This window comes from Denitromonas halophila, from assembly GCF_007625155.1.
GTDB classification, from domain to species: Bacteria; Pseudomonadota; Gammaproteobacteria; order Burkholderiales; family Rhodocyclaceae; genus Nitrogeniibacter; species Nitrogeniibacter halophilus.
The window spans coordinates 24,073-46,076 of sequence record NZ_VMNK01000006.1 but is presented as its reverse complement, the minus strand read 5'-3'; the positions used below and the strand labels follow the sequence as shown (position 1 = coordinate 46,076).

The window sequence follows — 22,004 nt, the reverse complement described above, 5'->3', positions numbered from 1 at the left end:
CAGGACGATACGATGCCGAAGTTGATCCTCAGCATGGACGGGCTGGTGCTCAAGGAAATTCCGCTCAACAAGGAGCGAACGACCATCGGGCGCAAGCCGCACAATGACATCCAGATCGACAATCTGGCGATCAGTGGCGAGCATGCGGTGATCACCGCGATTCTCGACGATGCCTTTCTTGAAGACCGCAACAGCACCAATGGCACCTATGTCAATGGTCAGCCGGTCAAGAAGTGCGCGCTCCAGAACAACGATGTGGTGGAGCTGGGTAAATATCGCATCAAGTTTGTTGCCGATGCCGTGGCGGCCTCCGGCCCTCTGACTGACTTTGTCGATACCGCAGCGCTCAAGCCGGTGATGGCTGAGCCCGAAGTGGATGTGTCGGAATCTGATGTGGGCGCCACCAATACGGTTGTGGGCGGAGATGACGCCATTCCCGCCATTGACGCTGAAGCTACGCAGATTCTCGACCGTGCGGGGGCGGGAGCCGCCGCAGAGCGGGCGGTGTCGCCCGCGAAGGCCGCCGCACCTGCGCCCAGCGGCGAAGGCGCTGGCGGGATGATTCAGGTGTTGTCCGGGCCGAACGTCGGTCGTGAGCTGGAACTCACCAAGTCGCTGACGACGCTGGGCAAGCCCGGTGTGCAGGTGGCGGTCATCACACGGCGGCCGCATGGCTATTTCATTACGCATGTGGAAGGCTCGACCTTTCCGGTGGTCAATGGCAGCCCCCTGGGGGCGCAGGCGCATCACCTGAGCGATCATGACATCATCGAGATCGCTGGCGTAAAAATGGAATTCTTCCTGCGCAACACCGCCTGAGCCCCACCGGCTTCGGCAAGGACCTTGCCTGGCCGTGACGTAGTTCTCGGTCGTGGTGCTGCGGCAATGCTAGCCTCGACAGGTACGGGGTATTCCCGAAGGGCGGCAATACGTGCCGGGCGCGGGCTTCAGCAATGAAATTCAGGGTATTGGGGTGTAGCGGCGGCATCGGTGGTCAGGAAATGCGGACCTCCGCCTTTCTGGTCGACGATGATGTGCTGATCGATGGCGGCACAGGCGTGGGTGCGCTTGAGTACGACGCGCTGCTGCGTATCGACCATATCTTCGTGACCCACGCCCACCTTGATCACATTGGCTTCATCCCGTTGCTGGTCGATACCGTCGGGAATGATCGTCGTTCCCCGATCACGGTGTACGGCACGGTCGAAACCATCCGAATCTTGCGTTCCCATATCTTTAACTGGCTGGTGTGGCCCGACTTCAGCGCCATCCCGGACCGCCATCGGCCTTTCATGCGGTTTCAGGTCCTCAAGGTGGGCGAAACCATTGCACTCGACGGTCGCAAGATTTCAGCGCTGCCGGCCCTGCATACCGTCCCCGCGGCGGCCTATTGCCTGGATAGCGGCGACGGACAGCTGATTTACACGGGCGACACAACCTATTGCCCGGCGTTGATCGCGGCAATCAATCAGCAGCCGGCGCTACGACATTTGGTGGTGGAGACCGCCTTTTCCGATGCGCAGCATGCGCTGGCCATGGCGTCGCGGCATTTGTGCCCCAGTTTGCTGTCCGGCTTCCTGGAGGCGCTGACGTGTCGCCCCGAGGTGCACATCAGCCATCTCAAGCCCGGGCATGGTGAGCGAACCATGGCCGAGATCGGTGTTTCTGGTGGCGCGTTTCGACCGAATATGCTGGTCAATGGCCAAGAACTGGAGTTCTGAGCGCTGCCGCATTCTCCGGATGCCGCTAGAATGGCGCAGGTAGGCGCGCTTGCGCCGATCGGACCGACGACATTGAGCAGGGATCAAACGCCATGAAAGCTGCTGGCAAAAGCCCTTCGAGCGGAGATGTAAGCAGCCGCCTCGCCTTCTTCAAAGGCCTGCAGGCCGCGACCAATCGCATTCACGCCACCCAGAACATCGACGAGATCATCTTCGAGCTGTCTGCTGACCTGTGTGAGCTGTTCGGCGCGGAGCGGCTCACAATCTACACGCTCGACGAGTCGCGTACCGCCATTGTCTCCAAGGTCAAGACCGGGTTGCATTCGGTCAATAGCATTCGCCTGCCGATTTCTGAAAACAGTGTTGCGGGCTATGTCGCGCACACAAAAAAGATGTTGAATCTGCCGGACGTGTACGATGCGCCGGCGCTTAGAAAAATCTCGCCGCGCCTGGAATTCCGCAACGAGGTTGATGAGGTCACCGGCTACCGCAGCAAACAGATGCTGGTCGCTCCGATTCTCACTGGTGAAAATGGTGAGTTGGTCGGGGTGCTTCAACTCATCAACGCCGTCGACAGCAAACCGTTTTCACCCGTTGCCGAAGAGGGGCTGCTGGGCCTGGCGCAAACGCTCGGGGTGGCCTTTGCCCAGCGCGCGCGCACACAGGGAAAACCCCGGAGCCGTTACGATTCCTTGGTCACTGACGGGCACCTGTCGGCTCAGGAGCTCGATGCCGCCGGGCGCAAAGCGCGTGACCGAAAAGTAAATACAGAAGATGTACTGCTCGATGACATGGGGCTGGCGCTGTCTGATGTCGGCAATGCTGTTGCGCGCTGCTTCAACGTGTCCTACGAGCCCTTCCGCGGAGACCGCATCAAGCCGGTCGATCTGCTGCGGAACATCAAGCGTGACTTCGTTGAGCAAAGCCACTGGCTGCCGCTCGAAGAAACGGAGGAGGGGATCGTCGTCATGGCGATCGACCCCGAGCAGACCCGCGCATCGCGCGTCGCGCACAATGTGTTCCCGAACAAGAAGATTGCGTTCCGGGCCACTACCCACCGCGATTTTCGGCGCACGGTCGATCAGTTCTTTGAAGCCAGTCTCGATCTCGGGTCGGTGGACGATCTGCTGTTGGATCTCGGCGACGAAGAGCAGGATGGTTCGGTGGCCGAAGACATCTCTGCCGCCGCCGACAACGAGCTGGTCAAACTCGTAAACAAGGTCATTATCGACGCCTACAAGCAGGGCGCATCCGACATCCACATCGAACCACGCCCTGGCAAGGTCAAAACCCTCATCCGTTTCCGCAAGGATGGCACGCTGGTGCCTTACATCGAAGTGCCGGCCAGTTACCGCAACCCGCTGGTGACGCGCATCAAGATCATGTGCGACCTCGACATTTCCGAGCGTCGCAAGCCGCAGGACGGCAAGATCAAGTTCCGTAAATACGCCGCGCTCGATATCGAACTGCGGGTTGCCACCATTCCTACCGCTGGCGGCATGGAAGACGTGGTGATGCGGATCCTCGCCAACAGCGAGCCGATTCCGCTCGACAAACTCGGCCTGTCGCCGCATAACCTCGAGCGCCTCAAAGGCGCCATCGCCCAGCCCTACGGCATCTTCTTTGTGTGTGGCCCCACCGGCTCCGGCAAGACCACCACGCTGCACTCCATCCTCGGCCACATCAACACACCCGAGACCAAGATCTGGACCGCCGAAGACCCCGTGGAGATTACCCAGAAAGGTTTGCGCCAGGTGCAGGTCAACCGCAAGGCCGGGCTGGACTTCGCCACCATGATGCGCGCCTTCCTCCGCGCCGACCCGGATGTGATCATGGTCGGTGAAATGCGCGACCGTGAAACCGTCTCGGTCGGCCTCGAGGCCTCGCTCACCGGCCACCTCGTGTTCTCCACGCTACACACCAATAGCGCCCCGGAGTCCATCGTCCGCCTGCTCGACATGGGCATGGATCCCTTCAACTTCGCCGACGCCCTGCTCGGCGTGCTCGCCCAGCGCCTCGCCAAGCGGCTGTGTACCAAGTGCAAGAGCGCTTACCACCCCGACAGCGAAGAACTCTCCAACCTCCTCGACGAATATTGCATTGACTTGCAAGGTACCCCGCCCTTCATCACCGATGCCGAAGCCGCCCGCAAGGCCGTCGCCCGTCGTTGGCAGCAAGACTTCGCCGATAAAAACGGGCACTTCACGCTTTACAAGCCTGTCGGTTGCAACGACTGCACCAACGGCTACCGCGGCCGCGTCGGCCTGCACGAGCTGATGCTCGGCTCGGATAGCGCCAAAAAACTCATCCAGGAGCACGCCCGGGTTGCAGCCCTGCTGGTGCTCGCCCTCGACGAAGGCATGCGCACGCTGCGGCAGGACGGCATCGAGAAAGTTCTGGACGGCACCACCGACATCAAGCAGGTCCGCAAGGTCTGCGTGCGCTGACGTATGACGTCAACATGGGTGACGAAAATCGTCACTCCTCGCCGAATCGGCTGTGACGATTCTCACGATAAAATTTGGCGGCAAGTTTTAACTAGTTGTAAATATTGAGAAAAAATGTTTTTTGCGAAAACTGGCACGCACAGTGCGTATATGTTCCCGAGCGGATCCAATCCGTGACTGACTGAATCTCTCTCTGAGGAGCATGATCATGAACAAGACCATCAAGCGCGCCCAGCAAGGCTTCACCCTGATCGAACTGATGATCGTGGTTGCGATTATCGGTATTTTGGCCGCCATCGCGATTCCGCAGTATCAGGATTATGTGACGCGTTCGCGGTGGGCCGACAACTATGCGGCTGTTCAGCCGCTGAAATTGGGTATTGCTGAGTGTATGCAAACGAACGCCCAAACAGCTATTCCAGCAGTAGCACCATGTGATGCTATTGCCACGATGAGTGCGGCCGCCAACGCATTTTTGCCGGCGGGCTTTACCGGTATTGGTCGATTTGCCACCGCGGTTGCTTGGGATGGCGCGGCTATCACGGTTACGGGTGCGGCAGCCGCAGGTGCTTGCGTAGTTACTCTGACGCCGGCAGTCGCTGGCGGCGGGTCTGCAATTCAATGGAATATTGCCAGCGCCACAGCAGGTTGCGGCCGGAATCGTATCGGAGCCTAACCTGTAAGTAGCGCGAAACAAAGTCAGTCGGCGGGCTTTAGCCCGCCGACTGACTTTTGTGGATGCGTTTTATCATGGTTAAGCGGAGCGTCGCCAATGACGCTAAAATTGGCAATTCCATTTGCCGCCAATAAGCTAATGTTTACTAGTCTTTCTTCTATTTCCCCCCTCGATGGTCGCTACGCCCCCAAAGTCGTCGACCTCCGCGACCATTTTTCCGAATTCGGCTTGATCCGCAATCGCGTCAAGGTCGAGATCGCCTGGCTGAAAGCCTTGGCTGCCGAACCGGCGATTGCCGAGGTGGCGCCGTTCTCAACTTCGACCCAGGTCAAGCTCGACGGTGTTGTCGAGAGCTTCCTGCCGCAGGATGGCGAGGCGGTGAAAGCCATTGAGGCGACGACCAACCATGACGTCAAGGCGGTCGAATACTGGCTGAAGAAGCGTTTTGCTGACAACGCCGAGGTGGCGAAGGCGTCTGAGTTCATTCACTTTGCCTGCACTTCCGAAGACATCAACAACACCTCACATGCGCTGATGCTGAACGATGCGCGCAAGCAGGTGATGCTGCCGACGTTGGATCGGGTGATCGCGCGTTTTGTGGCGCTGGCGCATGAATTGGCGGACGCACCGATGCTGTCGCGCACCCATGGTCAGCCGGCGAGCCCGACGACGATGGGCAAGGAGATGGCGAACATCGCGTACCGCCTCAAGCGGGCGCGCAAGCTGATCGCCGAGGTCGAGATGACGGCCAAGTTCAACGGCGCGGTGGGTAACTACAATGCGCACCTGTCGGCTTACCCCGACTTTGACTGGGCCGGTTTTAACCAGCGCTTTGTCGAGTCGCTGGGGCTGAGCTTCAACCCCTACACGATCCAGATCGAGCCGCATGATGCGATGGCGGAGCTGTTTGACGCGACCGCGCGTTGCAACACGATGTTGATCGATGCCTGCCGCGATATCTGGAGCTACATTTCGCTGGGCTTCTTCAAGCAGCGCTTGAAGGAGGGCGAGGTCGGTTCCTCTACCATGCCGCACAAGGTCAACCCGATCGACTTCGAGAACGCCGAGGGCAACCTGGGGGTGGCGAATGCGATGTTGCGCCACTTCAGCGAGAAGTTGCCAATCTCGCGCATGCAGCGCGATCTGACTGATTCGACTGTGTTGCGCAACATGGGTGTGGCCTTTGGGCACACGCTGCTGGCTTACGACTCCTTGCTTAAGGGCTTGGGCAAGCTGGAAGCCGATCCGGCCAAACTGGTGGCGGATGTCGATCAGGCGTGGGAAGTGCTGGCCGAGCCGGTGCAGACCGTCATGCGTCGCTACGGGGTCGAGAACCCCTATGAGCAGCTCAAGGCGCTCACGCGCGGCAAGGGCATCACCAGGGAAGGCCTGCATGCGTTTATTCAGACGCTGGCGATTCCGGATGCCGAGAAGACGCGCCTGTTGGCCATGACGCCGGCGAGCTACATCGGTATTGCGGCGCAGCTCGCACGCGCGATCTGAGCGCATTCGATACCACTACAGGCGCCCCACGGGCGCCTGTTTCTTTTGATGCAATGGAGAAAACATGAGCTTTGCGGATACGCTCAAGCAACTGCCCAAAGTCTCGCATCTGGCCGCACTGACGCTGATCGATGCGGACGGCGGCGAGGTGGCGAGCATCGAAAACAAGGCGGGGCAGGCCGGCTCGTTGGTGGTCTACAACCATCTGGCGCAGCTGTACGGCGCGATTTCGCCCGATGCGGCGAAGAAGGGGCTGGAGCTATATGCCGAGCATACGGACGACGCCCGCGCCAATCCTGGCAAGCATCCGAATATCGATCGACTGATTGGTTTGATCGAGCGGGATGAGACTTTACGGGTCAAGCAGGTGTTTGCCGTTTGATGGCGGCGTTGCCTGCGCGAGCTTGAGTCGAAAAAAATGGGATGCCGAGGCATCCCATTTTTTCGTATTGCTTTGTCTTCACGCTTTCTGTTTCTTGGCCTCTTCGGCCGCTTTGGCTTCGTTCTGCGCGTTCTTCTTGGCGTTCCACGACAGGAACTGGTAGGCAAAGAAGTAGCTCCAGAAGACGAACGCGGCGAGCGATACCCAGGTGGCAAACGGCAGACCCACCAGCAGCACCAAACCGGCGAGGGCGATCAGCAAGACGCCGCCGATCAGGTTGATGGTGATGTAGATCGGCTTGTAGCGCTCGGGGTTCTCGAGTTGCACGCTGCTCCAGTTGGCGACCAGGTCGAGCCGGTTGCGTTTGCCGATGCGCCAGGCGCGGGACAGCATCAGGCCGGCCAGTGCAAACAAACCGAGATAGAGCGGCAGAACGTAGAAATTGACTTCCATCGGGCGCTTCCTTGTCGCGGAATCTTAGCGCGTCGTCCTTAAACGACAGCTTCTTCCTTGGTCTTTTTCGGTTGGATGAATTGCTCGCGGGACACGCCCAGCCACATCACCAGCGGGCTGGCGACCAGCACCGAGGAGTAGATGCCGAACAGGATGCCGATAGTCAGCGCCAGGGCGAAGTAGTACAGCGTCTCGCCCCCGAAGAGCAGCATCGACAAGACCATGACCTGCGTACTGCCGTGGGTGATGACGGTGCGGGAAATGGTGCGGGTGATGGCGTGGTTGAGCACGTCAGGGGTTTCCATGGCGCGCTTCTTCTTGAAGGTTTCACGCACCCGGTCGAAGACCACCACGGATTCGTTCACCGAATAGCCCAGCACGGCCAGTACGGCGGCCAGCACGGCCAGCGAGAACTCCCACTGGAAGAAGGCGAAGAAGCCAAGAATGATAATGACGTCGTGCAGGTTAGCGATGATGGCCGACACGGCAAAGCGCCACTCGAAGCGCAAGGCCAGGTAGATCATGATGCCAATCACCACCAGCAGCAGCGCCATGCCGCCGTCGGCTGCCAGTTCCTTACCCACCTGAGGGCCGACGAATTCGACTCGGCGCATCTCGCCCTTGGGGCCGTCGACGGTGGCGAGCATGCCGAGCACCTGTTCGGAGACCCGGTTGGAGTCCAGACCGTCCCGGTTGGGCAGGCGGATCAGGATGTCGCGGGCACTGCCGAAGTTCTGCACCTGGGCGTCAGGGTAGCCGCCTTCGCCCAGTGCGTCGCGGATCAGTTGCACTTGCGGCGCTTCGGCGTAGTTCACCTCCATCAGCGTGCCGCCGGTGAACTCAACGCTCAGGTTGAGCCCTCGGGTGAGCAAAAACAGTACCGCCAGCACGAAGGTGACAAACGAGATGATGTTGAACATCAACGCGTGCTTCATGAACGGGATGTCGTTCTTGATGCGGAAGAATTCCATGTTCGCAGTCCTTGCTGCCGGCGCAAGCGCCGGCCAGTGTTATCAGTTGTTGCTCGGCTTCCACACCTGCCCGATGGACAGGGCAGCGACTTTGCGGCGACGGCCATAGATCAGGTTGACCAGCGCACGCGACACCAGAATCGCGCTGAACATCGAGGTCATGATGCCCAGGCAATGCACCACGGCGAAGCCGCGCACCGGGCCGGAGCCGAATACCAGCAGCGCGATGCCCGCGATCAGCGTGGTGACGTTGGAGTCGAGAATGGTGTCGAAGGCGCGGTCGTAGCCGGCGGTGATGGCCGCTTGCGGGCTGGAGCCGTTGCGCAGTTCTTCGCGGATGCGCTCGTTGATCAGCACGTTGGCGTCGATGGCCATGCCGAGGGTCAGCGCGATGGCCGCGATGCCGGGCAGGGTGAGCGTGGCCTGCAGCAGTGACAGTAGCGCGACCAGCAGCAACAGGTTGGCCGACAGCGCCAGCACCGACACCAGGCCGAAGAGAGCGTAGTAGGCGATCATGAACACCGCGATGGCGACGAAGCCCCACAGCGTGGAGTTGAAGCCTTTTTCGATGTTTTCGGCGCCCAGGCTGGGGCCGACGGTGCGCTCTTCGATGATCTCCATCGGCGCGGCCAGCGAGCCGGCGCGCAGCAGCAGGGCGACGTCAGTGGCTTCCTGGGTGCTCATGCGGCCCGAAATCTGCACCCGGCCGCCGGCGATTTCGCCGCGGATGACCGGCGCGGTGATGACTTCGCCCTTGCCCTTTTCGATCAGCAGGATGGCCATGCGCTTGTTGACGTTCTCGCGCGTGACGTCCCGGAAAATGCGGGCGCCGGCCGAGTCGAGCGTCAGGTGGACTGCCGGCTCATGGGTCTGGCCGTCAAAGCCGGGTTGCGCGTCGGTGAGTCGCTCACCAGTGAGCACGACCTGCTTCTTGACCAGTAGCGGGCTGCCGCCGCGTTCGGTGTACAGCTCGGTGCCGAAGGGTACGCGACCGGCCAGGGCTTCTTCGAGGCGGCCGGCGGTGTCGTCGACCATGCGCACTTCGAGGGTGGCGGTGCGGCCGAGGATGTCCTTGGCCTTGGCCACGTCTTGCACGCCGGGCAGTTGCACCACGATGCGGTTGGCGCCTTGCTGCTGAATCACCGGTTCGGCCACGCCGAGCTCGTTGATCCGGTTGTGCAAGGTGGTGATGTTTTGCTTGATCGCAAATTCCTGCAGCGTTTTGGCCGCTTGCGGGGTCAGTGTGGCGGTCAGGCTGGCCTGTCCGTCTTCATCGCGATCGACCAGGAGCAGATCCGCCGTGCTGGCCAGAATGGCTTTGCGGCCGGCTTCGCGGACGTCGGTGTCGCGGAAGCGGATTTCAACCGCGCTGCTGATGCGGCGGATGCCCGAGTGGCGCACGTCTTTGTCGCGCAGCAGGGTGCGCAGGTCGCCAGCGGTGGCGTCCATGCGTTTGGTGAGCGCGCCGTCCATGTCGACTTCGAGCAGGAAGTGCACGCCGCCGCGCAGGTCGAGGCCGAGGTACATGGGCAGGGCGCCGATGGCGGTCAGCCAGTTCGGCGAGGCCGAGAGCAGGTTGAGCGCCACCACATAGCTCGGGTCGGTGGCGTTCGGGTTCAGGCCGCGTTCAATGGCGTCCTTGCCCTGCAACTGCAGATCGGTGGTTTCGAAACGGGCGCGGACGCTGTTGGCGTCGGAGAAGATGCCCGTGTGCGGGAGCTTCGCCGCGCTCAGGATCTCGGCCACGCGCGCTTCGACCTGCGCCGGTTCGAGCTTGAGGGTTGCCTTGCCGCTGGAGACCTGAACGGCAGGCACTTCGCCGTAGAAGTTGGGCAGGGTGTAGATGAACCCGAAGATCAGCACGAGGGCGATCAGCAGGTTTTTCCAGAGGGGATAACGGTTCATGGGCGAGTCGCCTGGTCTGGCGTGAATCAGAAACGGAGCGGGCGGCCAGGCCGCCCGTACGATGCAAAGACTTAGATGCTCTTGATGGTGCCTTTTGGCAGCACATTGGCAACGGCGAGTTTCTGAATCTTGAGATTCACGTTTTCAGCGACCTCGACCTCGCAGTAGGTGTCACCCACGCTGGTGATGCGACCGATGACGCCGGCGAAGATGACTTCGTCGCCCTTGGCCAGCGCTTCGACCATGCCTTTGTGCTCTTTGGCGCGCTTCATCTGCGGACGGATCATGACGAAGTACAGCACTGCAAACATCAGCAGCAGGGGCAGCAGGCCCATCAGACCGCCGCTGGGATCTGCCGCTCCGGCGGCTTGAGCGTAGGCATTGGAAATCAGCACGTTGGACTCCGATCACGTTTCATTGAAAAGGCGGCAAGTATAGCAGTTGCAGGCAACTCACACCTCGGCACCGCGCCCGCGCTCATCCTGGAAGCGGCGCACGAATTCGGCGAAGCTGCCGGCCTCCAGTGCTTTGCGCATTTGCGCCATGAGCGCCTGGTAGTAATGCAGGTTGTGGGTGGTGTTGAGCATGGCGCCGAGGATCTCGCCAGTGCGGTGCAAATGGTGCAGGTAGGCGCGCGAAAAGTTCTGGCAGGTGTAGCAACTGCAGGTCGGGTCGAGCGGGCGGGTGTCGTTGCGATGCTTAGCGTTCTTGATCTTGAGGTCGCCAAAGCGGGTGAACAGCCAGCCGTTGCGCGCGTTGCGCGTCGGCATCACGCAGTCGAACATGTCGATGCCGGCGGCCACCGATTCGACCAGATCCTCCGGCGTGCCCACGCCCATCAGATAGCGCGGTTTGTCCTGCGGCAGGCGCGGTGCGGTGTGGGCGAGGATGCGCTGCATGTCTTCCTTGGGCTCGCCGACCGACAGGCCGCCGATGGCAAAGCCATGAAAGCCGATGTCCATCAGGCCGGCCAGCGAGTCGTCGCGCAGGGTTTCATGCATCCCACCCTGGACGATGCCGAACAGCGCGTTGGGGTTCTCCTGCGTGTCGAAGGCGTCGCGCGAGCGTTTCGCCCAGCGCAGCGACAGCTGCATCGACTTGGCCGCTTCATCCAGCGTGGCGGGGTAGGGCGTGCACTCGTCGAAGATCATCACGATGTCGGAGTTGAGTGAGCGCTGGATGCGCATCGACTCTTCGGGCGTGAGGAACAGCTTGCTGCCATCAATGGGCGAGGCGAACTTGACGCCTTCTTCGGTGATCTTTCGCAGCGCGCCCAGGCTGAACACCTGAAAGCCGCCCGAGTCGGTCAGGATCGGTTTGTCCCAGCCCATAAAGCCGTGCAGGCCACCGAAGGTGTCGAGCACCTCGGTGCCGGGGCGCAGCCACAGGTGGAAGGTGTTGCCCAGGCAGATTTGCGCACCTATGTCGTTCAGCGCCTGGGGCGTCATCGCCTTGACCGTGCCGTAGGTGCCCACCGGCATGAAGACGGGGGTTTCGACCACACCGTGGTTGAGGGTCATCCGGCCACGCCGTGCGGCGCCATCGGTGGCCAGCAATTCAAAATTCAGGCTCATGACGCCCTCCGGGAAAGAAACATGGCGTCGCCATAGCTGAAGAAACGGTATCGCTGCGCCACGGCGTGGGCGTAGGCGGCGCGGATGCGGCCCATGCCGGCCAGCGCCGACACCAGCATCAGCAGCGTGGATTTGGGCAGATGAAAATTGGTGACCAGCGCATCGACTACATGGAAGCGGTAGCCCGGCATGATGAACAGCTCGGTTTCGCCCGAGCCGGCCACTAGCAGGCCGGACTGCGCGGCGGATTCCAGCGCGCGCAGGCTGGTGGTGCCAACGGCGACCACGCGGCCGCCGCGCGCTCGGGTGGCTTCGATGGCAGCCACGGTTTCGGCCGGCACAATGTACTGCTCGCGGTGCATCTGGTGCTCGGCCAGGTTCTGCACGCGCACCGGCTGGTAGGTGCCGGCGCCCACATGCAGGGTCACCGCCGCGGTGCGTACGCCCTTGTCGCGGATGCGCGCGAGCAGCGCGTCGTCGAAATGCAGGCCGGCGGTCGGCGCGGCGACCGAGCCGGGGTGGCGCGCGAACACGGTCTGGTAGCGCGCCTCGTCGGCCTCGCCGGCGGCGCGGGTGATGTAGGGCGGCAGGGGCAGGGCGCCGTAGCGCTCGGTGTAGTCGATGACCGTGGCGTCGGCCGGAAAGCGCAGATGAAAGAAGTCGCCCACTCGGCCGAGCACCTCGACGTCGAAGGCATCGGCCAGTCGCAGCGTGCTGCCTGCCTTGGGCGACTTGCTGGCGCGTACCTGGGCAATGGCTTCGTGCTCGCCCACCGGGCGCTCGATCAGCACTTCGACCTGACCGCCGGTGGCTTTCTGGCCGAACAGGCGGGCGTGAATGACGCGAGTGTCGTTGAAGACGAGCAGGTCATCGGCGCCGAGCAGTTCCGGCAAGTCGGTGATGCCGCGATCACTCAATGCGTCGTCGCCGACCACCAGTAAACGGCTGGCACTGCGCTCGGCGAGCGGGGCCTGAGCAATCAGCGCGTCGGGCAGCGCGTAATCAAAATCGTCGAGAGTCAGTGTCATGTGCTTGATACGGGGTCATGTTTTGGTGATAATGCGCCGCTAGCCAGCCGGGATGGCGGAATCGGTAGACGCAGCGGATTCAAAATCCGCCGGTGGTGACACTGTGGGGGTTCGAGTCCCCCTCCCGGCACCAGCGCTTCATCGTGGGCGAAAAGCCCCGAATCTTATCCGTCACACGACGGCCTTGCCAAGTACAGCGGCACAGGCCCTGACGGAATCCAGCGGAGAATGCTTTCATGGCGCTCGACCCCAAAGCCCGGGGACTGCTCGACATGGTTCAGCGTGTGGGTGTGCCGCGCTTTCATGAGCTGGATGTTTCTCAGGCGCGCCGCGCCTCTGAAAAGCTGCTGTTTGCCTTCAGGCCTGATGCGCCGCCGGTCGCTTCGGTCACCGAGGTGCCGATCGGCCGTCGCGACGGATCGGTGTTGATGGCCCGGCTGTACCGCCCTTTGCAGGCTAAGTCCGGTCAGGTGCTGCCCCTGTTGGTTTTCTATCACGGCGGCGGCTGGTGCGTGGGCGATGTGCCGTCCTACGACGTGGTGTGCCGCGAGCTGGCCAATGAGGCGGGTTGCGCGGTGTTGTCGGTGGAGTACCGCCTGGCGCCCGAGCACCCATTTCCCGCGGCTTTTGACGATGCCTTGCTGGCGCCGGACTGGGCCATCGACCATGCCGATTTGCTGGAAGTCGATCCTGACCGCGTCGCCCTGGGTGGCGACAGCGCCGGCGGTAACTTGCTGCTGGGCGTGGCACTGGCCTGGCGCGACCGCGCCGGCGTGCCGCCGCTGCGCTATCTGGCAGCGATTTATCCGTGCACCGAAATCCACAGCACGCGGCCCAGTCGCGAGACTTATGCTGATGGTTATTTTCTGGATCGCGCAACCCTGCAGTGGTTCTTTGAGCGCTATCTGCCCAATGGTGAGTCCGAAGACTGGCGCGCCTCGCCGATGCGCGCCTCGTCTTTGGCCGGTTTGCCGCCGATGACGCTGGTGACGGCAGGCTGTGACCCCCTGACTGACGACTGCCTCGCGTTTGCCGAGCGGGCCCAGGCGGAGGGCGTCACGGTGCGCCATCATGCTTACGACGGCATGGTGCACGGCTTCTTCACGTTGGGGGGCTACTTCCCGCAAGCCAATGTCGCGGTGGCGCAAGTGGCCGCCGATCTGGCCGAGGCGCTGTCGCTCACATAAAAACGCCGCACATCGGTGCGGCGCTGATGGCTGGACGACGCGCCCGGATCAGGCGGTTTCTTCGGCCAGCGCATGCTGATACCAGTCCAGGCGGTGATGCAGTTTGACCACTTGCCCGACGATGAGCAGTGCCGGCGGGCGCAGGCCGGCGTCGGCCAGCGCGTCGGCCAGCGTGCCGAGTGTGGCCACGACCGTGCGCTGATGATCGGTGGTGCCGTTTTGTACCGCGGCCGCTGGCGTGTCAGCCGGTACCCCATGCGCGATCAGCTGCTTTGATATCTGCGGCAGCGCGCCGATCCCCATGTAGATCACCACCGTTTGATGCGGTCGCGCCAGCGCGGCCCAGTCCAGGTCGGCGGTGCCGTCCTGGAGATGGCCGGTGGCGAAGGTACAGGATTGGGCGTAGTCGCGGTGCGTGAGCGGAATGCCGGCGTAGGCCGACACCCCGGAGGCCGCGGTGATGCCGGGTACCACCTCGAAGCGCACGCCGGATTGCACCAGTTCTTCAATTTCTTCGCCGCCACGTCCAAAAATGAACGGGTCGCCGCCCTTGAGGCGGACGACATGCTTGCCGGCCTGTGCCATGCGTACCAACAGGGTGTTGATTTCACCCTGGGGCAGGGTGTGGTTGCCGGCTTCCTTGCCCACGTAGACGCGCTCGGCGTCGTCGCGGATCAGGGTCAGGATGTGTTCGCCGACCAGATGGTCATAGACCACCGCATCGGCTGCCGCGATCAGCCGGGCGGCGCGTAATGTAAGCAGTTCGGGGTCACCCGGGCCCGCGCCGACCAGGCTGACGACGCCGTCGGGCGCCTTGTCTTGTTGTGCGGGCGTGTCGTCTGGTGGTGTGATGCGTCGGTCTCGCGGCGGAATGGGTCGGCCGCTGATGCCGCGGGCTTCGAGTCGGTCGACGATGCGCTGCAGTAGCGACGACAGGGCCGGGGCGGTCAATCCACTGTTACAGGTCAAACTGGTGTTTTGGCCGGCCATGTTCGTCATCCTCGGGTTCGATGGGGTATGACTGTAACAACCCTTCTATCGGATCAAGATTGATTGGAGTCAAAGACGCAGCGGTTTACGAGGTTCAACCTTCGTCTCCAGCGGAATGACCCGCAACTGCGTTTTCTTAGAAGGGAGACCGAGCATGAAGACCCGTGGAACCTGGCTGGCGAGCGCGCTGGCGATGGCGGCAATGCCGTTTGCCATCAGCAGTGCCTTTGCAGCTGATGCACCGAGCATGACGGATGCCGAGAAGGCAACCGCCAAGAAAATTTACTTTGAGCGTTGCGCCGGCTGTCACGGTGTGTTGCGTAAAGGCGCAACCGGCAAGAACCTCGAGCCGCACTGGGAAAAGACCCTGAAGGATGGCTCCAAGCTGGAAGGCGGTACGCTGAAGCTGGGTCAGAATCGTCTTGAGAAGATCATCGCCTACGGTACCGAAGGCGGTATGGTGAACTTCGACGACATCCTGACCAAGGATGAAATCAACCTGATGGCCCGTTACATCCAGAACGTGCCCGATGTCCCGCCTGAGTTCTCGATGGCCGAAATGAAGGCCACCTGGAAAGTCATGATGCCGGTCGACAAGCGTCCGACCAAGCAGATGAACAAGATCAATCTGAAGAACATCTTCTCGGTCACCCTGCGTGATACCGGCGAAGTGGCTCTGATTGACGGCGACACCAAGGAAATCACCAGCATCGTCAAGACCGGCTATGCGGTTCACATTTCGCGTATCTCGGCATCGGGTCGCTACGTGTACGTGATCGGCCGCGACGGTCGTCTGTCGTTGATCGACCTGTGGCTCGAGAAGCCTGCTGTTGTGGCTGAAGTCAAGGTGGCTTTCGACGCACGTTCGGTGGATACCTCCAAGTTCAAGGGCTACGAGGACACCTACGCGATCGCCGGTGGTTACTGGCCGCCGCAGTACTCGATCATGGACGGCGCAACGCTTGAGCCGCTCAAGATCGTCAGCACCCGTGGTATGACCGTTGATGGCGAGTATCACCCGGAGCCGCGTGTGGCCTCCATCGTGGCTTCGCAGACCAAGCCGGAATGGGTTGTCAACATCAAGGAAACCGGTCAGATTCGTCTGGTCGACTACTCTGACCTGAAGAACCTGAAGGAAACCACCTTCGAATCCGCCAAGTTCCTGCACGACGGCGGTTGGGACTCCACTCAGCGTTACTTCCTGGTGGCCGCCAACGCCTCCAACAAGGTGGCTGTGGTTGATACCGTCGAGCGCAAGCTGGCCGCGCTGGTCGATACCGCCAAGATCCCCCACCCGGGTCGCGGCGCCAACTTCGTGCATCCGACCTATGGCCCCGTGTGGACCACCGGTCACTTGGGTGCCGACGTGATCACTCTGATCGGTACCGATCCGGAGAAGCACAAGGACAACGCGTGGAAAGTCGTTCAGGAAATCAAGCACGTCGGTGCTGGCAACCTGTTCGTCAAGACCCACCCGAAGTCCAAGCACCTGTGGGCTGACGCGCCGCAGAACCCGGAAAAGTCACTGGCTGAATCGGTCGCGGTGTACTCCATCGCCGACCTGTCGAAGCCGCCGGTCATGCTGAACGTTGCCAAGGATTCCGGTCTGCCGGAAACCAAGGCCATTCGTCGTGCCGTGCATCCGGAATACAACGCCGACGGCAACGAAGTGTGGATCTCCCTGTGGGGCGGCAAGGCTGACCAGTCCGCCATCGTTGTGTATGACGACACCACGCTGAAGGTCAAGAAAGTGATCACCGATCCGAAGATGATCACCCCGACCGGCAAGTTCAACCTGCACAACACGCAGCACGATATCTACTAAGCAACATCGGGTAGACGTTTGACTCCGGGGGCTTCGGCCCCCGGTTTATCACTGATAGCGATTGCAACGGTTGCCGTTCCGGGCAGCCCAAGAAGGATAGAAAATGACGGATCAATCCAGCGACAACTCGGGCCGGAAAACGGGCTTTCTGGCGAGCTTGCGCCGTCCGAGTGCCAAGTATTCCCTCCTGACACTCCTTGTCGTCGGGTTTTTCTCGGGTGTCTTCTTCTGGGGCGGATTCAATACCGCCATGGAAGCCACCAATACGCTGGAGTTCTGCATCTCGTGTCACGAGATGAAGGACAACGTGTATCAAGAATACAAACAGACCATTCACTACTCGAACCGCACCGGCGTGCGTGCCGTGTGCTCCGACTGTCATGTGCCCAGGGACTGGACACACAAGATGATCCGCAAGATCCAGGCTTCCAAGGAAGTGTGGGGCAAGATCACCGGCGTCATCGACACCAAGGAAAAATTCGAAGAGAATCGTTTGCGTCTGGCGCGTAACGAGTGGGCCCGAATGAAAGCCTCCGATTCGCGCGAGTGCCGCAACTGTCACAGTTTTGATGGCATGAATCCGGAAGCGCAGGCCAAGCGTGCGCAGAAGAGTCATACGTACGCCATCGAAGACAACATGACCTGCATCGACTGCCACAAGGGAATTGCACACCATAAACCCGAAGGCATGACCGAAGAAGATGAAGGTTGATCGGCGGGCAACCGCTGGTTTGTAGCAAACCCAATGACCTACAGGGGACAAAACATGAGCATGAAGTTTTCCGCAATCGCACTGGGCGTCGCACTGTCTTTCGGTGCCGGCGTGGCCAGTGCCGCCGAGCCTGCCGACTGGAGCAAGGTCGCTGCCAAGAAGATCACCGTGTTCTATCCGGGTGTGTCGCCGATTGAGTGGATCACCAAGGGCAGCGACCACGGTGGTGCCCGTCTGCTGAAGAAGGGCGAGACCTGTGTCGGCTGTCACGAAGAAGAGCTCGCCGATATGGGCCAGAAAATGGCCAGCGGCAGCAAGATCGAACCGACGCCCATCGCCGGCAAGGCCCCGGCCATTCCTGTGAATGTGCAGGCCGCTCACGACGGCGAGAATCTCTATCTGCGCTTTAACTGGAAAGAACCGAAGGCCTCTGGCGCCGCCAAGATGGATGCCGACAACCAGGTCAAAGTGGCTGTCATGCTTGAAGGCAACAAGGTCGAGCGTGCGGACCAGTCCGGCTGCTGGGAAACCTGTCACGGCGACGCCCGCACCATGCCGGGCGCTGACGACAAGAAAACCAAGTATGTCAAAGGCGGCGACCTGGCCAGCGGCAAGTTCTACGACCTGATCCAGTGGCGCAGCGGCAAGGGCGAAGCCCATGACGGCTACGTCGCCGACAAGCGCGTTATGGACGGCGGCAAGGGGCTGGTGAAGGCCGAGGGCAAGAAGGACGGCGATACCTGGACCGTGGTGTTCACTCGTAAGCTGGCCGGTGGTGGCGAGGGCGATATCGCCCTGGCCACGGGCAAGACCTATAACTTCGGCTTCGCGGTGCATGACGACCACGCCAAGGGTCGTTTCCACCAGGTGTCGATGGGCTACACCCTGGGGATTGATGCCAAGGCAGATATCGTCGCTGCGAAGCAGTAAGCGACCTGTCTGCAGTGTGTTGAAAAGGCGCCTTCGGGCGCCTTTTTTATTGTGCAATCAGGGCCTTGGTGGCAGATATCCACGGCAAAAGAGGGGGCTTTGACAACTGTCAAGGGCGGCCGGTGGGGCATGGCCTAAGGTGGCGGACATTGAAGGAGAGGAGGCGTCAATGGGCTTTGATCGATCGCTGTGGTTGCATGTGCTGGTGTTGCTCGGGGTGGCTGCCGTGGCCGCGTCCGCGCAGGCCGAGCCCGCCACCGAACGGCAGCGCGAACTGGTCAATATGGTGCGGCAGGACTGTGGGTCCTGCCACGGGCTGACGCTCAAGGGCGGCCTCGGGCCGGCTTTGTTGCCGGAGACGCTGCGCGACAAGCCGGCGGACGCTCTGGTTGCCACGGTAATGATGGGACGCCCAGGCACGGCGATGCCGGGCTGGGCACCGTTTATGAATGAAAGCGAAGCAGCGTGGATCGTGCAGCGGTTGATGCAGGGTTTCCCGCCGGTTGCTGCACAGATGGAGTTGTCGAAATGACGGTTCGGATGTTGGGTGCCAGCCTTTTGTCTTTGGGATTGCTGGCAGGATGCGCGCAAACGCCGGTGCTGCGCGGCACGGGCGACCTGGGTGTGGTGATCGAGCGGGCAACGGGATCGGTGCAGGTGGTTGAGCACTCGGGGCGCACGAGCCTCGGTTCGGTGCCGGGCCTGGGCGACTTGTCGCATGCCCATGTGACCTACTCGCGCGATGCGCGCTATGCCTTTGTGTTTGGCCGGGACGGTGGGCTGACCAAGGTTGATCTGCTGACCCGGACCATCGTCAAGCGGATCATCCAGGCCGGCAATTCGATTGGCGGTTCGGTGTCGCAGGATGGCCGCCTGGTGGTCGCTCAGAATTATCAGCCGGGCGGCATCAAGGCCTTTGATGCCGATACGCTGGAACTGGTGTCCGAAGTGCCCGCAGAGTACGCGCCGGGGAAGTTCTCCAAGGTGGTGGGTCTGGCGGATGTGCCTGGACAGAAGTTTGTCTATGCGTTGTTCGATGCGGGTGAAATCTGGGTGACGGATTTTTCCGATCCCAAGCATCCCAAGACCACGCGCTTTCCGGCCGGGCAGCAGCCCTACGACGGCCTGGTGACGCCAGATGGACGCTACTTCATGGCCGGGCTGTTTGGTGAGGATGGCATTGCCCTGCTCGATCTGTGGCATCCCGAGAAAGGGGTGCGCAAGATTCTCGATGGCTACGGCCGCGGCGAAGAAAAGCTGCCGGTATACAAAATGCCGCACCTGCGCGGCTGGGCGATGGCGGGGGGCTTTGCCTTCTTGCCTGCGATCGGGCGTCATGAGGTGCTGGTGGTCGATACCAAGACCTGGACCGAAGCCGCGCGCGTGCCGGTCAAGGGGCAGCCGGTGTTTGTGATGGCGCGGCCGGATGGTCGCCAGGTGTGGGTGAATTTCGCCTTCCCCGATAATGGCTGGGTGCAGGTGATTGATACCCCGACGCGCGAGGTGATCAAGACGCTGGCGCCGGGCAAGGCTGTGCTGCACATGGAATTTACGCCGCGTGGTGACAACGTCTGGGTGTCCGCGCGCGACGACAATCGCGTGACGGTGTTCGACACCGATACGTTTGAAGTGCGCAAGACCTTGCCGGCGACGGCACCTTCCGGGATCTTCTTCAGCCATCGTGCTGCGCGGATCGGGTTCTAAGGGGGCCGCCATGCTGCTAGATCCTCGTGCGCCGATCATGAGCTTGAAGCCGGTCTTCTCCGATGAAGCCGACTTCCGCTTGCTGAATGATTTTCAGCGCGATTTTCCGCTGATGACCCGGCCATTCGCCCGGATCGCGAACGATCTCGGCGTGACGGAGGCCGGCGTGCTGTCGCGGCTCACCAGCCTGCGTGAGGGCGGCACCGTCAGCCGGGTCGGCCCGGTGTTTTCGCCGCGACGCATTGGCGCGAGCACGCTGGCGGCGCTCAAAGCACCCCCCGAGCATCTCGAAGAAACGGCGGCGGTCGTCAGCGCCCACCCCGAAATCAACCACAACTATGCGCGTGAGCACGAGTGGAATCTGTGGTTTGTGGTGGCGGCGCCCGATGCGGTCGCGCTGGCCCGCGTCCTTCGCGAGATTCGCCGTGAAACCGGCTGCCCGGTCATCGCGCTGCCGCTGCGCGAGGAGTACCACATCGACCTCGGCTTCGATCTGGCAGGAAAGGGGCGAACCACCACCCAGGTAAGCTATGGGCCCGTGACGCCGGAGGTGCTGACCCCCGCCGAAGTGGCGATCATGCAGGTCTTGCAGTCCGGACTGCCGCTGATCAGCCGGCCGTTTGCCAGTGTGGGCAACTCAGCCGGGGTGAGCGAGTCGGAGGTGCTGAGCACGGTGCGTGATTGGGTTGCCCGTGGCATCGTCAAGCGATTCGGCGTGGTGGTGCGCCACCACGAGCTGGGCTATCGGGCGAACGCGATGTGCGTCTGGGATGTGCCGGATGATCAGACCAATGCGCTGGGCGAACGCCTGGCGGCCGCTGATGGCGTCAATCTGTGCTACCGCCGGGCGCGCGCGGAGGGCTGGCCGTTCAACCTGTATTGCATGATTCACGGCCATGATCAGGCCGAGGTGCGCGAGCAGTTGGCGAAAATCGTCGCCCAATGTGAGCTGGCCGATTTCCCGTCCGAAGTCTTGTTTTCGACCCGCCGCTTCAAGCAGTGTGGGGCGCGATACGTTGCGGAGAAGTCGACGAATGACTGAACGCCAGGCACCTGTCGCCCTGTCCGACCTGGATCGCAACATCATCAACGCCTTGCAGGGCGGCTTTCCGCTGACCGATACGCCGTATGCCGATGTCGCGGCGACACTGGGTATTTCGGAAGCGGCGCTTCTCGATCGATTGAAGGAGATGCTCGCGACGCGGGTACTGACCCGTTTCGGCCCGATGTTTCAGGTCGAGCGCATGGGCGGCCGCTTTGTCCTGGCGGCCATGGCGGTGCCCGAGTCGCGCTTTGAGGCGGTCAATGCGCAGGTCAATGCCTTGCCCGAGGTGGCGCACAACTATCGCCGGGATCACGCCTTCAATATGTGGTTTGTGCTGGCGACTGAAACGCCCGGCGGCATCGACGCGGCCATTGCGCGGATCGAGGCCGAGACCGAACTGCCGGTTTACCCCTTCCCGAAGCTGAAGGAATACTTCGTCGAAATGAAGCTCAAGGCCTGAGAATGGAAGTCATTGATTCGATAGATCGCGCGCTGATTGTGGCAACCCAAGGCGGCTTGCCACTGGTGAGTCGCCCCTATGACGCACTCGGCGAAACACTCGGCTTGCCGGCCAGTGAGGTGCAAGCCAGGATGGCGCGCTTGCTTGAGACCGGCGTGATCCGCCGCATGGGCGCCGTGCCCAATCACTATGCGCTGGGTTATGTGGCCAATGGCATGACGGTGTGGGATGTCGACGACGCACAGATCGATGCGCTGGGCGAGGCGGTCGGGCAGATGGCGTGTGTGACGCACTGTTATAAGCGGCCGCGCCATATGCCGGACTGGCCGTACAACCTGTTCGCCATGGTACATGGCCATGATCGGGCCGAGGTGCTGGCGCAGGCCGAGCAGATCGCCGAGCGACTCGGCGCGGCCGTGCGCGCGCGTGACGTGCTGTTCAGTTCGAAGATTCTGAAGAAGACCGGCCTGCGTCTCGTCGGTTGAGGCGGA

At 61.7% G+C, this 22,004-nt stretch carries 22 protein-coding genes and 1 tRNA gene; 16 read left to right on the top strand and 7 right to left on the bottom strand.

Annotated features, from left to right (window positions below):
- Window positions 1–12 precede the first annotated feature (12 nt).
- From FHP91_RS07190 to FHP91_RS07165, 6 genes are all read left to right on the top strand, one after another.
- Window positions 13–819 carry an FHA domain-containing protein gene (locus FHP91_RS07190; RefSeq protein ID WP_144308937.1) on the top strand — a complete coding sequence of 269 codons (807 nt, stop codon included), beginning with the start codon at window positions 13–15 and terminating at the stop codon, window positions 817–819.
- A gap of 134 nt (window positions 820–953) precedes the next feature.
- Complete coding sequence (locus FHP91_RS07185) at window positions 954–1,721, top strand: 3',5'-cyclic-nucleotide phosphodiesterase (RefSeq protein WP_144308936.1); 768 nt, start codon at window positions 954–956, stop codon at window positions 1,719–1,721.
- Between the two features lie 92 nt (window positions 1,722–1,813).
- Entirely contained in the window at window positions 1,814–4,168 is a 2,355-nt protein-coding gene (locus FHP91_RS07180; protein ID WP_144308935.1) for a GspE/PulE family protein, read from the top strand.
- Window positions 4,169–4,388: 220 nt separating this feature from the next.
- Window positions 4,389–4,844, top strand: coding sequence for a pilin (locus FHP91_RS21665; protein WP_144309331.1), 456 nt, complete (start codon window positions 4,389–4,391; stop codon window positions 4,842–4,844).
- A gap of 138 nt (window positions 4,845–4,982) precedes the next feature.
- The gene (gene purB / locus FHP91_RS07170; protein WP_222105135.1) at window positions 4,983–6,347 is read left to right on the top strand and encodes an adenylosuccinate lyase; all 1,365 of its coding nucleotides are present in this window, start codon (window positions 4,983–4,985) and stop codon (window positions 6,345–6,347) included.
- Between the two features lie 64 nt (window positions 6,348–6,411).
- Window positions 6,412–6,729: a DUF2322 family protein gene (locus FHP91_RS07165; protein WP_144308933.1), complete on the top strand. Its 318-nt coding sequence runs from the start codon at window positions 6,412–6,414 to the stop codon at window positions 6,727–6,729.
- Window positions 6,730–6,807: 78 nt separating this feature from the next.
- Here the strand turns inward: FHP91_RS07165 and FHP91_RS07160 are convergent, their stop codons facing one another.
- The 6 genes from FHP91_RS07160 to queA all read right to left on the bottom strand — a co-directional run bounded on the left by FHP91_RS07160 (window position 6,808) and on the right by queA (window position 12,660).
- The gene (locus FHP91_RS07160; protein WP_144308932.1) at window positions 6,808–7,182 is read right to left on the bottom strand and encodes a hypothetical protein; all 375 of its coding nucleotides are present in this window, start codon (window positions 7,180–7,182) and stop codon (window positions 6,808–6,810) included.
- A gap of 38 nt (window positions 7,183–7,220) precedes the next feature.
- Window positions 7,221–8,153, bottom strand: a complete 933-nt coding sequence (gene secF / locus FHP91_RS07155) for a protein translocase subunit SecF (protein ID WP_144308931.1) — start codon at window positions 8,151–8,153, stop codon at window positions 7,221–7,223.
- Between the two features lie 42 nt (window positions 8,154–8,195).
- Window positions 8,196–10,058: a protein translocase subunit SecD gene (secD, locus tag FHP91_RS07150; RefSeq protein ID WP_144308930.1), complete on the bottom strand. Its 1,863-nt coding sequence runs from the start codon at window positions 10,056–10,058 to the stop codon at window positions 8,196–8,198.
- Between the two features lie 71 nt (window positions 10,059–10,129).
- Entirely contained in the window at window positions 10,130–10,453 is a 324-nt protein-coding gene (gene yajC, locus FHP91_RS07145) for a preprotein translocase subunit YajC (RefSeq protein WP_144179367.1), read from the bottom strand.
- Between the two features lie 57 nt (window positions 10,454–10,510).
- A complete protein-coding gene (gene tgt, locus FHP91_RS07140; RefSeq protein ID WP_144309330.1) occupies window positions 10,511–11,626 on the bottom strand; it encodes a tRNA guanosine(34) transglycosylase Tgt in 1,116 nt (371 codons plus the stop codon).
- A 2-nt stretch (window positions 11,627–11,628) separates the two neighbouring features.
- The gene (queA, locus tag FHP91_RS07135; RefSeq protein WP_144308929.1) at window positions 11,629–12,660 is read right to left on the bottom strand and encodes a tRNA preQ1(34) S-adenosylmethionine ribosyltransferase-isomerase QueA; all 1,032 of its coding nucleotides are present in this window, start codon (window positions 12,658–12,660) and stop codon (window positions 11,629–11,631) included.
- A 46-nt stretch (window positions 12,661–12,706) separates the two neighbouring features.
- Here queA and FHP91_RS07130 point away from each other — a divergent pair.
- Window positions 12,707–12,793 (top strand) — tRNA-Leu (locus tag FHP91_RS07130).
- Between the two features lie 103 nt (window positions 12,794–12,896).
- Window positions 12,897–13,847, top strand: coding sequence for an alpha/beta hydrolase (locus FHP91_RS07125; RefSeq protein WP_144308928.1), 951 nt, complete (start codon window positions 12,897–12,899; stop codon window positions 13,845–13,847).
- Between the two features lie 48 nt (window positions 13,848–13,895).
- On the opposite strand, the gene cobA is transcribed toward FHP91_RS07125, so the two are convergent.
- Window positions 13,896–14,699, bottom strand: a complete 804-nt coding sequence (cobA, locus tag FHP91_RS07120; RefSeq protein ID WP_391527565.1) for a uroporphyrinogen-III C-methyltransferase — start codon at window positions 14,697–14,699, stop codon at window positions 13,896–13,898.
- A 292-nt stretch (window positions 14,700–14,991) separates the two neighbouring features.
- Here cobA and FHP91_RS07115 point away from each other — a divergent pair, with 292 nt between their 5' ends.
- From FHP91_RS07115 to ahbB (FHP91_RS07080), 8 genes are all read left to right on the top strand, one after another.
- Window positions 14,992–16,662: a cytochrome D1 domain-containing protein gene (locus FHP91_RS07115; protein WP_144308926.1), complete on the top strand. Its 1,671-nt coding sequence runs from the start codon at window positions 14,992–14,994 to the stop codon at window positions 16,660–16,662.
- Between the two features lie 103 nt (window positions 16,663–16,765).
- Window positions 16,766–17,374 (top strand): NapC/NirT family cytochrome c, encoded by a 609-nt coding sequence (locus tag FHP91_RS07110; RefSeq protein WP_186301474.1) that lies wholly within the window; start codon window positions 16,766–16,768, stop codon window positions 17,372–17,374.
- A 54-nt stretch (window positions 17,375–17,428) separates the two neighbouring features.
- Window positions 17,429–18,304: an ethylbenzene dehydrogenase-related protein gene (locus tag FHP91_RS07105; protein WP_144308925.1), complete on the top strand. Its 876-nt coding sequence runs from the start codon at window positions 17,429–17,431 to the stop codon at window positions 18,302–18,304.
- Window positions 18,305–18,473: 169 nt separating this feature from the next.
- Complete coding sequence (locus tag FHP91_RS07100; RefSeq protein WP_144308924.1) at window positions 18,474–18,836, top strand: c-type cytochrome; 363 nt, start codon at window positions 18,474–18,476, stop codon at window positions 18,834–18,836.
- Window positions 18,833–20,008, top strand: coding sequence for a cytochrome D1 domain-containing protein (locus FHP91_RS07095; RefSeq protein ID WP_144308923.1), 1,176 nt, complete (start codon window positions 18,833–18,835; stop codon window positions 20,006–20,008). Before FHP91_RS07100 ends, FHP91_RS07095 begins: the two co-directional genes overlap by 4 nt.
- Window positions 20,009–20,018: 10 nt before the next feature.
- A complete protein-coding gene (ahbB, locus tag FHP91_RS07090; RefSeq protein ID WP_246116247.1) occupies window positions 20,019–21,050 on the top strand; it encodes a siroheme decarboxylase subunit beta in 1,032 nt (343 codons plus the stop codon).
- A complete protein-coding gene (locus tag FHP91_RS07085; protein ID WP_144308922.1) occupies window positions 21,043–21,513 on the top strand; it encodes an Lrp/AsnC family transcriptional regulator in 471 nt (156 codons plus the stop codon). The genes ahbB (FHP91_RS07090) and FHP91_RS07085 overlap by 8 nt, the downstream gene beginning before the upstream one ends.
- Before the next feature lie 2 nt (window positions 21,514–21,515).
- Window positions 21,516–21,998 (top strand): siroheme decarboxylase subunit beta, encoded by a 483-nt coding sequence (gene ahbB, locus FHP91_RS07080; protein ID WP_144179376.1) that lies wholly within the window; start codon window positions 21,516–21,518, stop codon window positions 21,996–21,998.
- Window positions 21,999–22,004 lie beyond the last annotated feature (6 nt).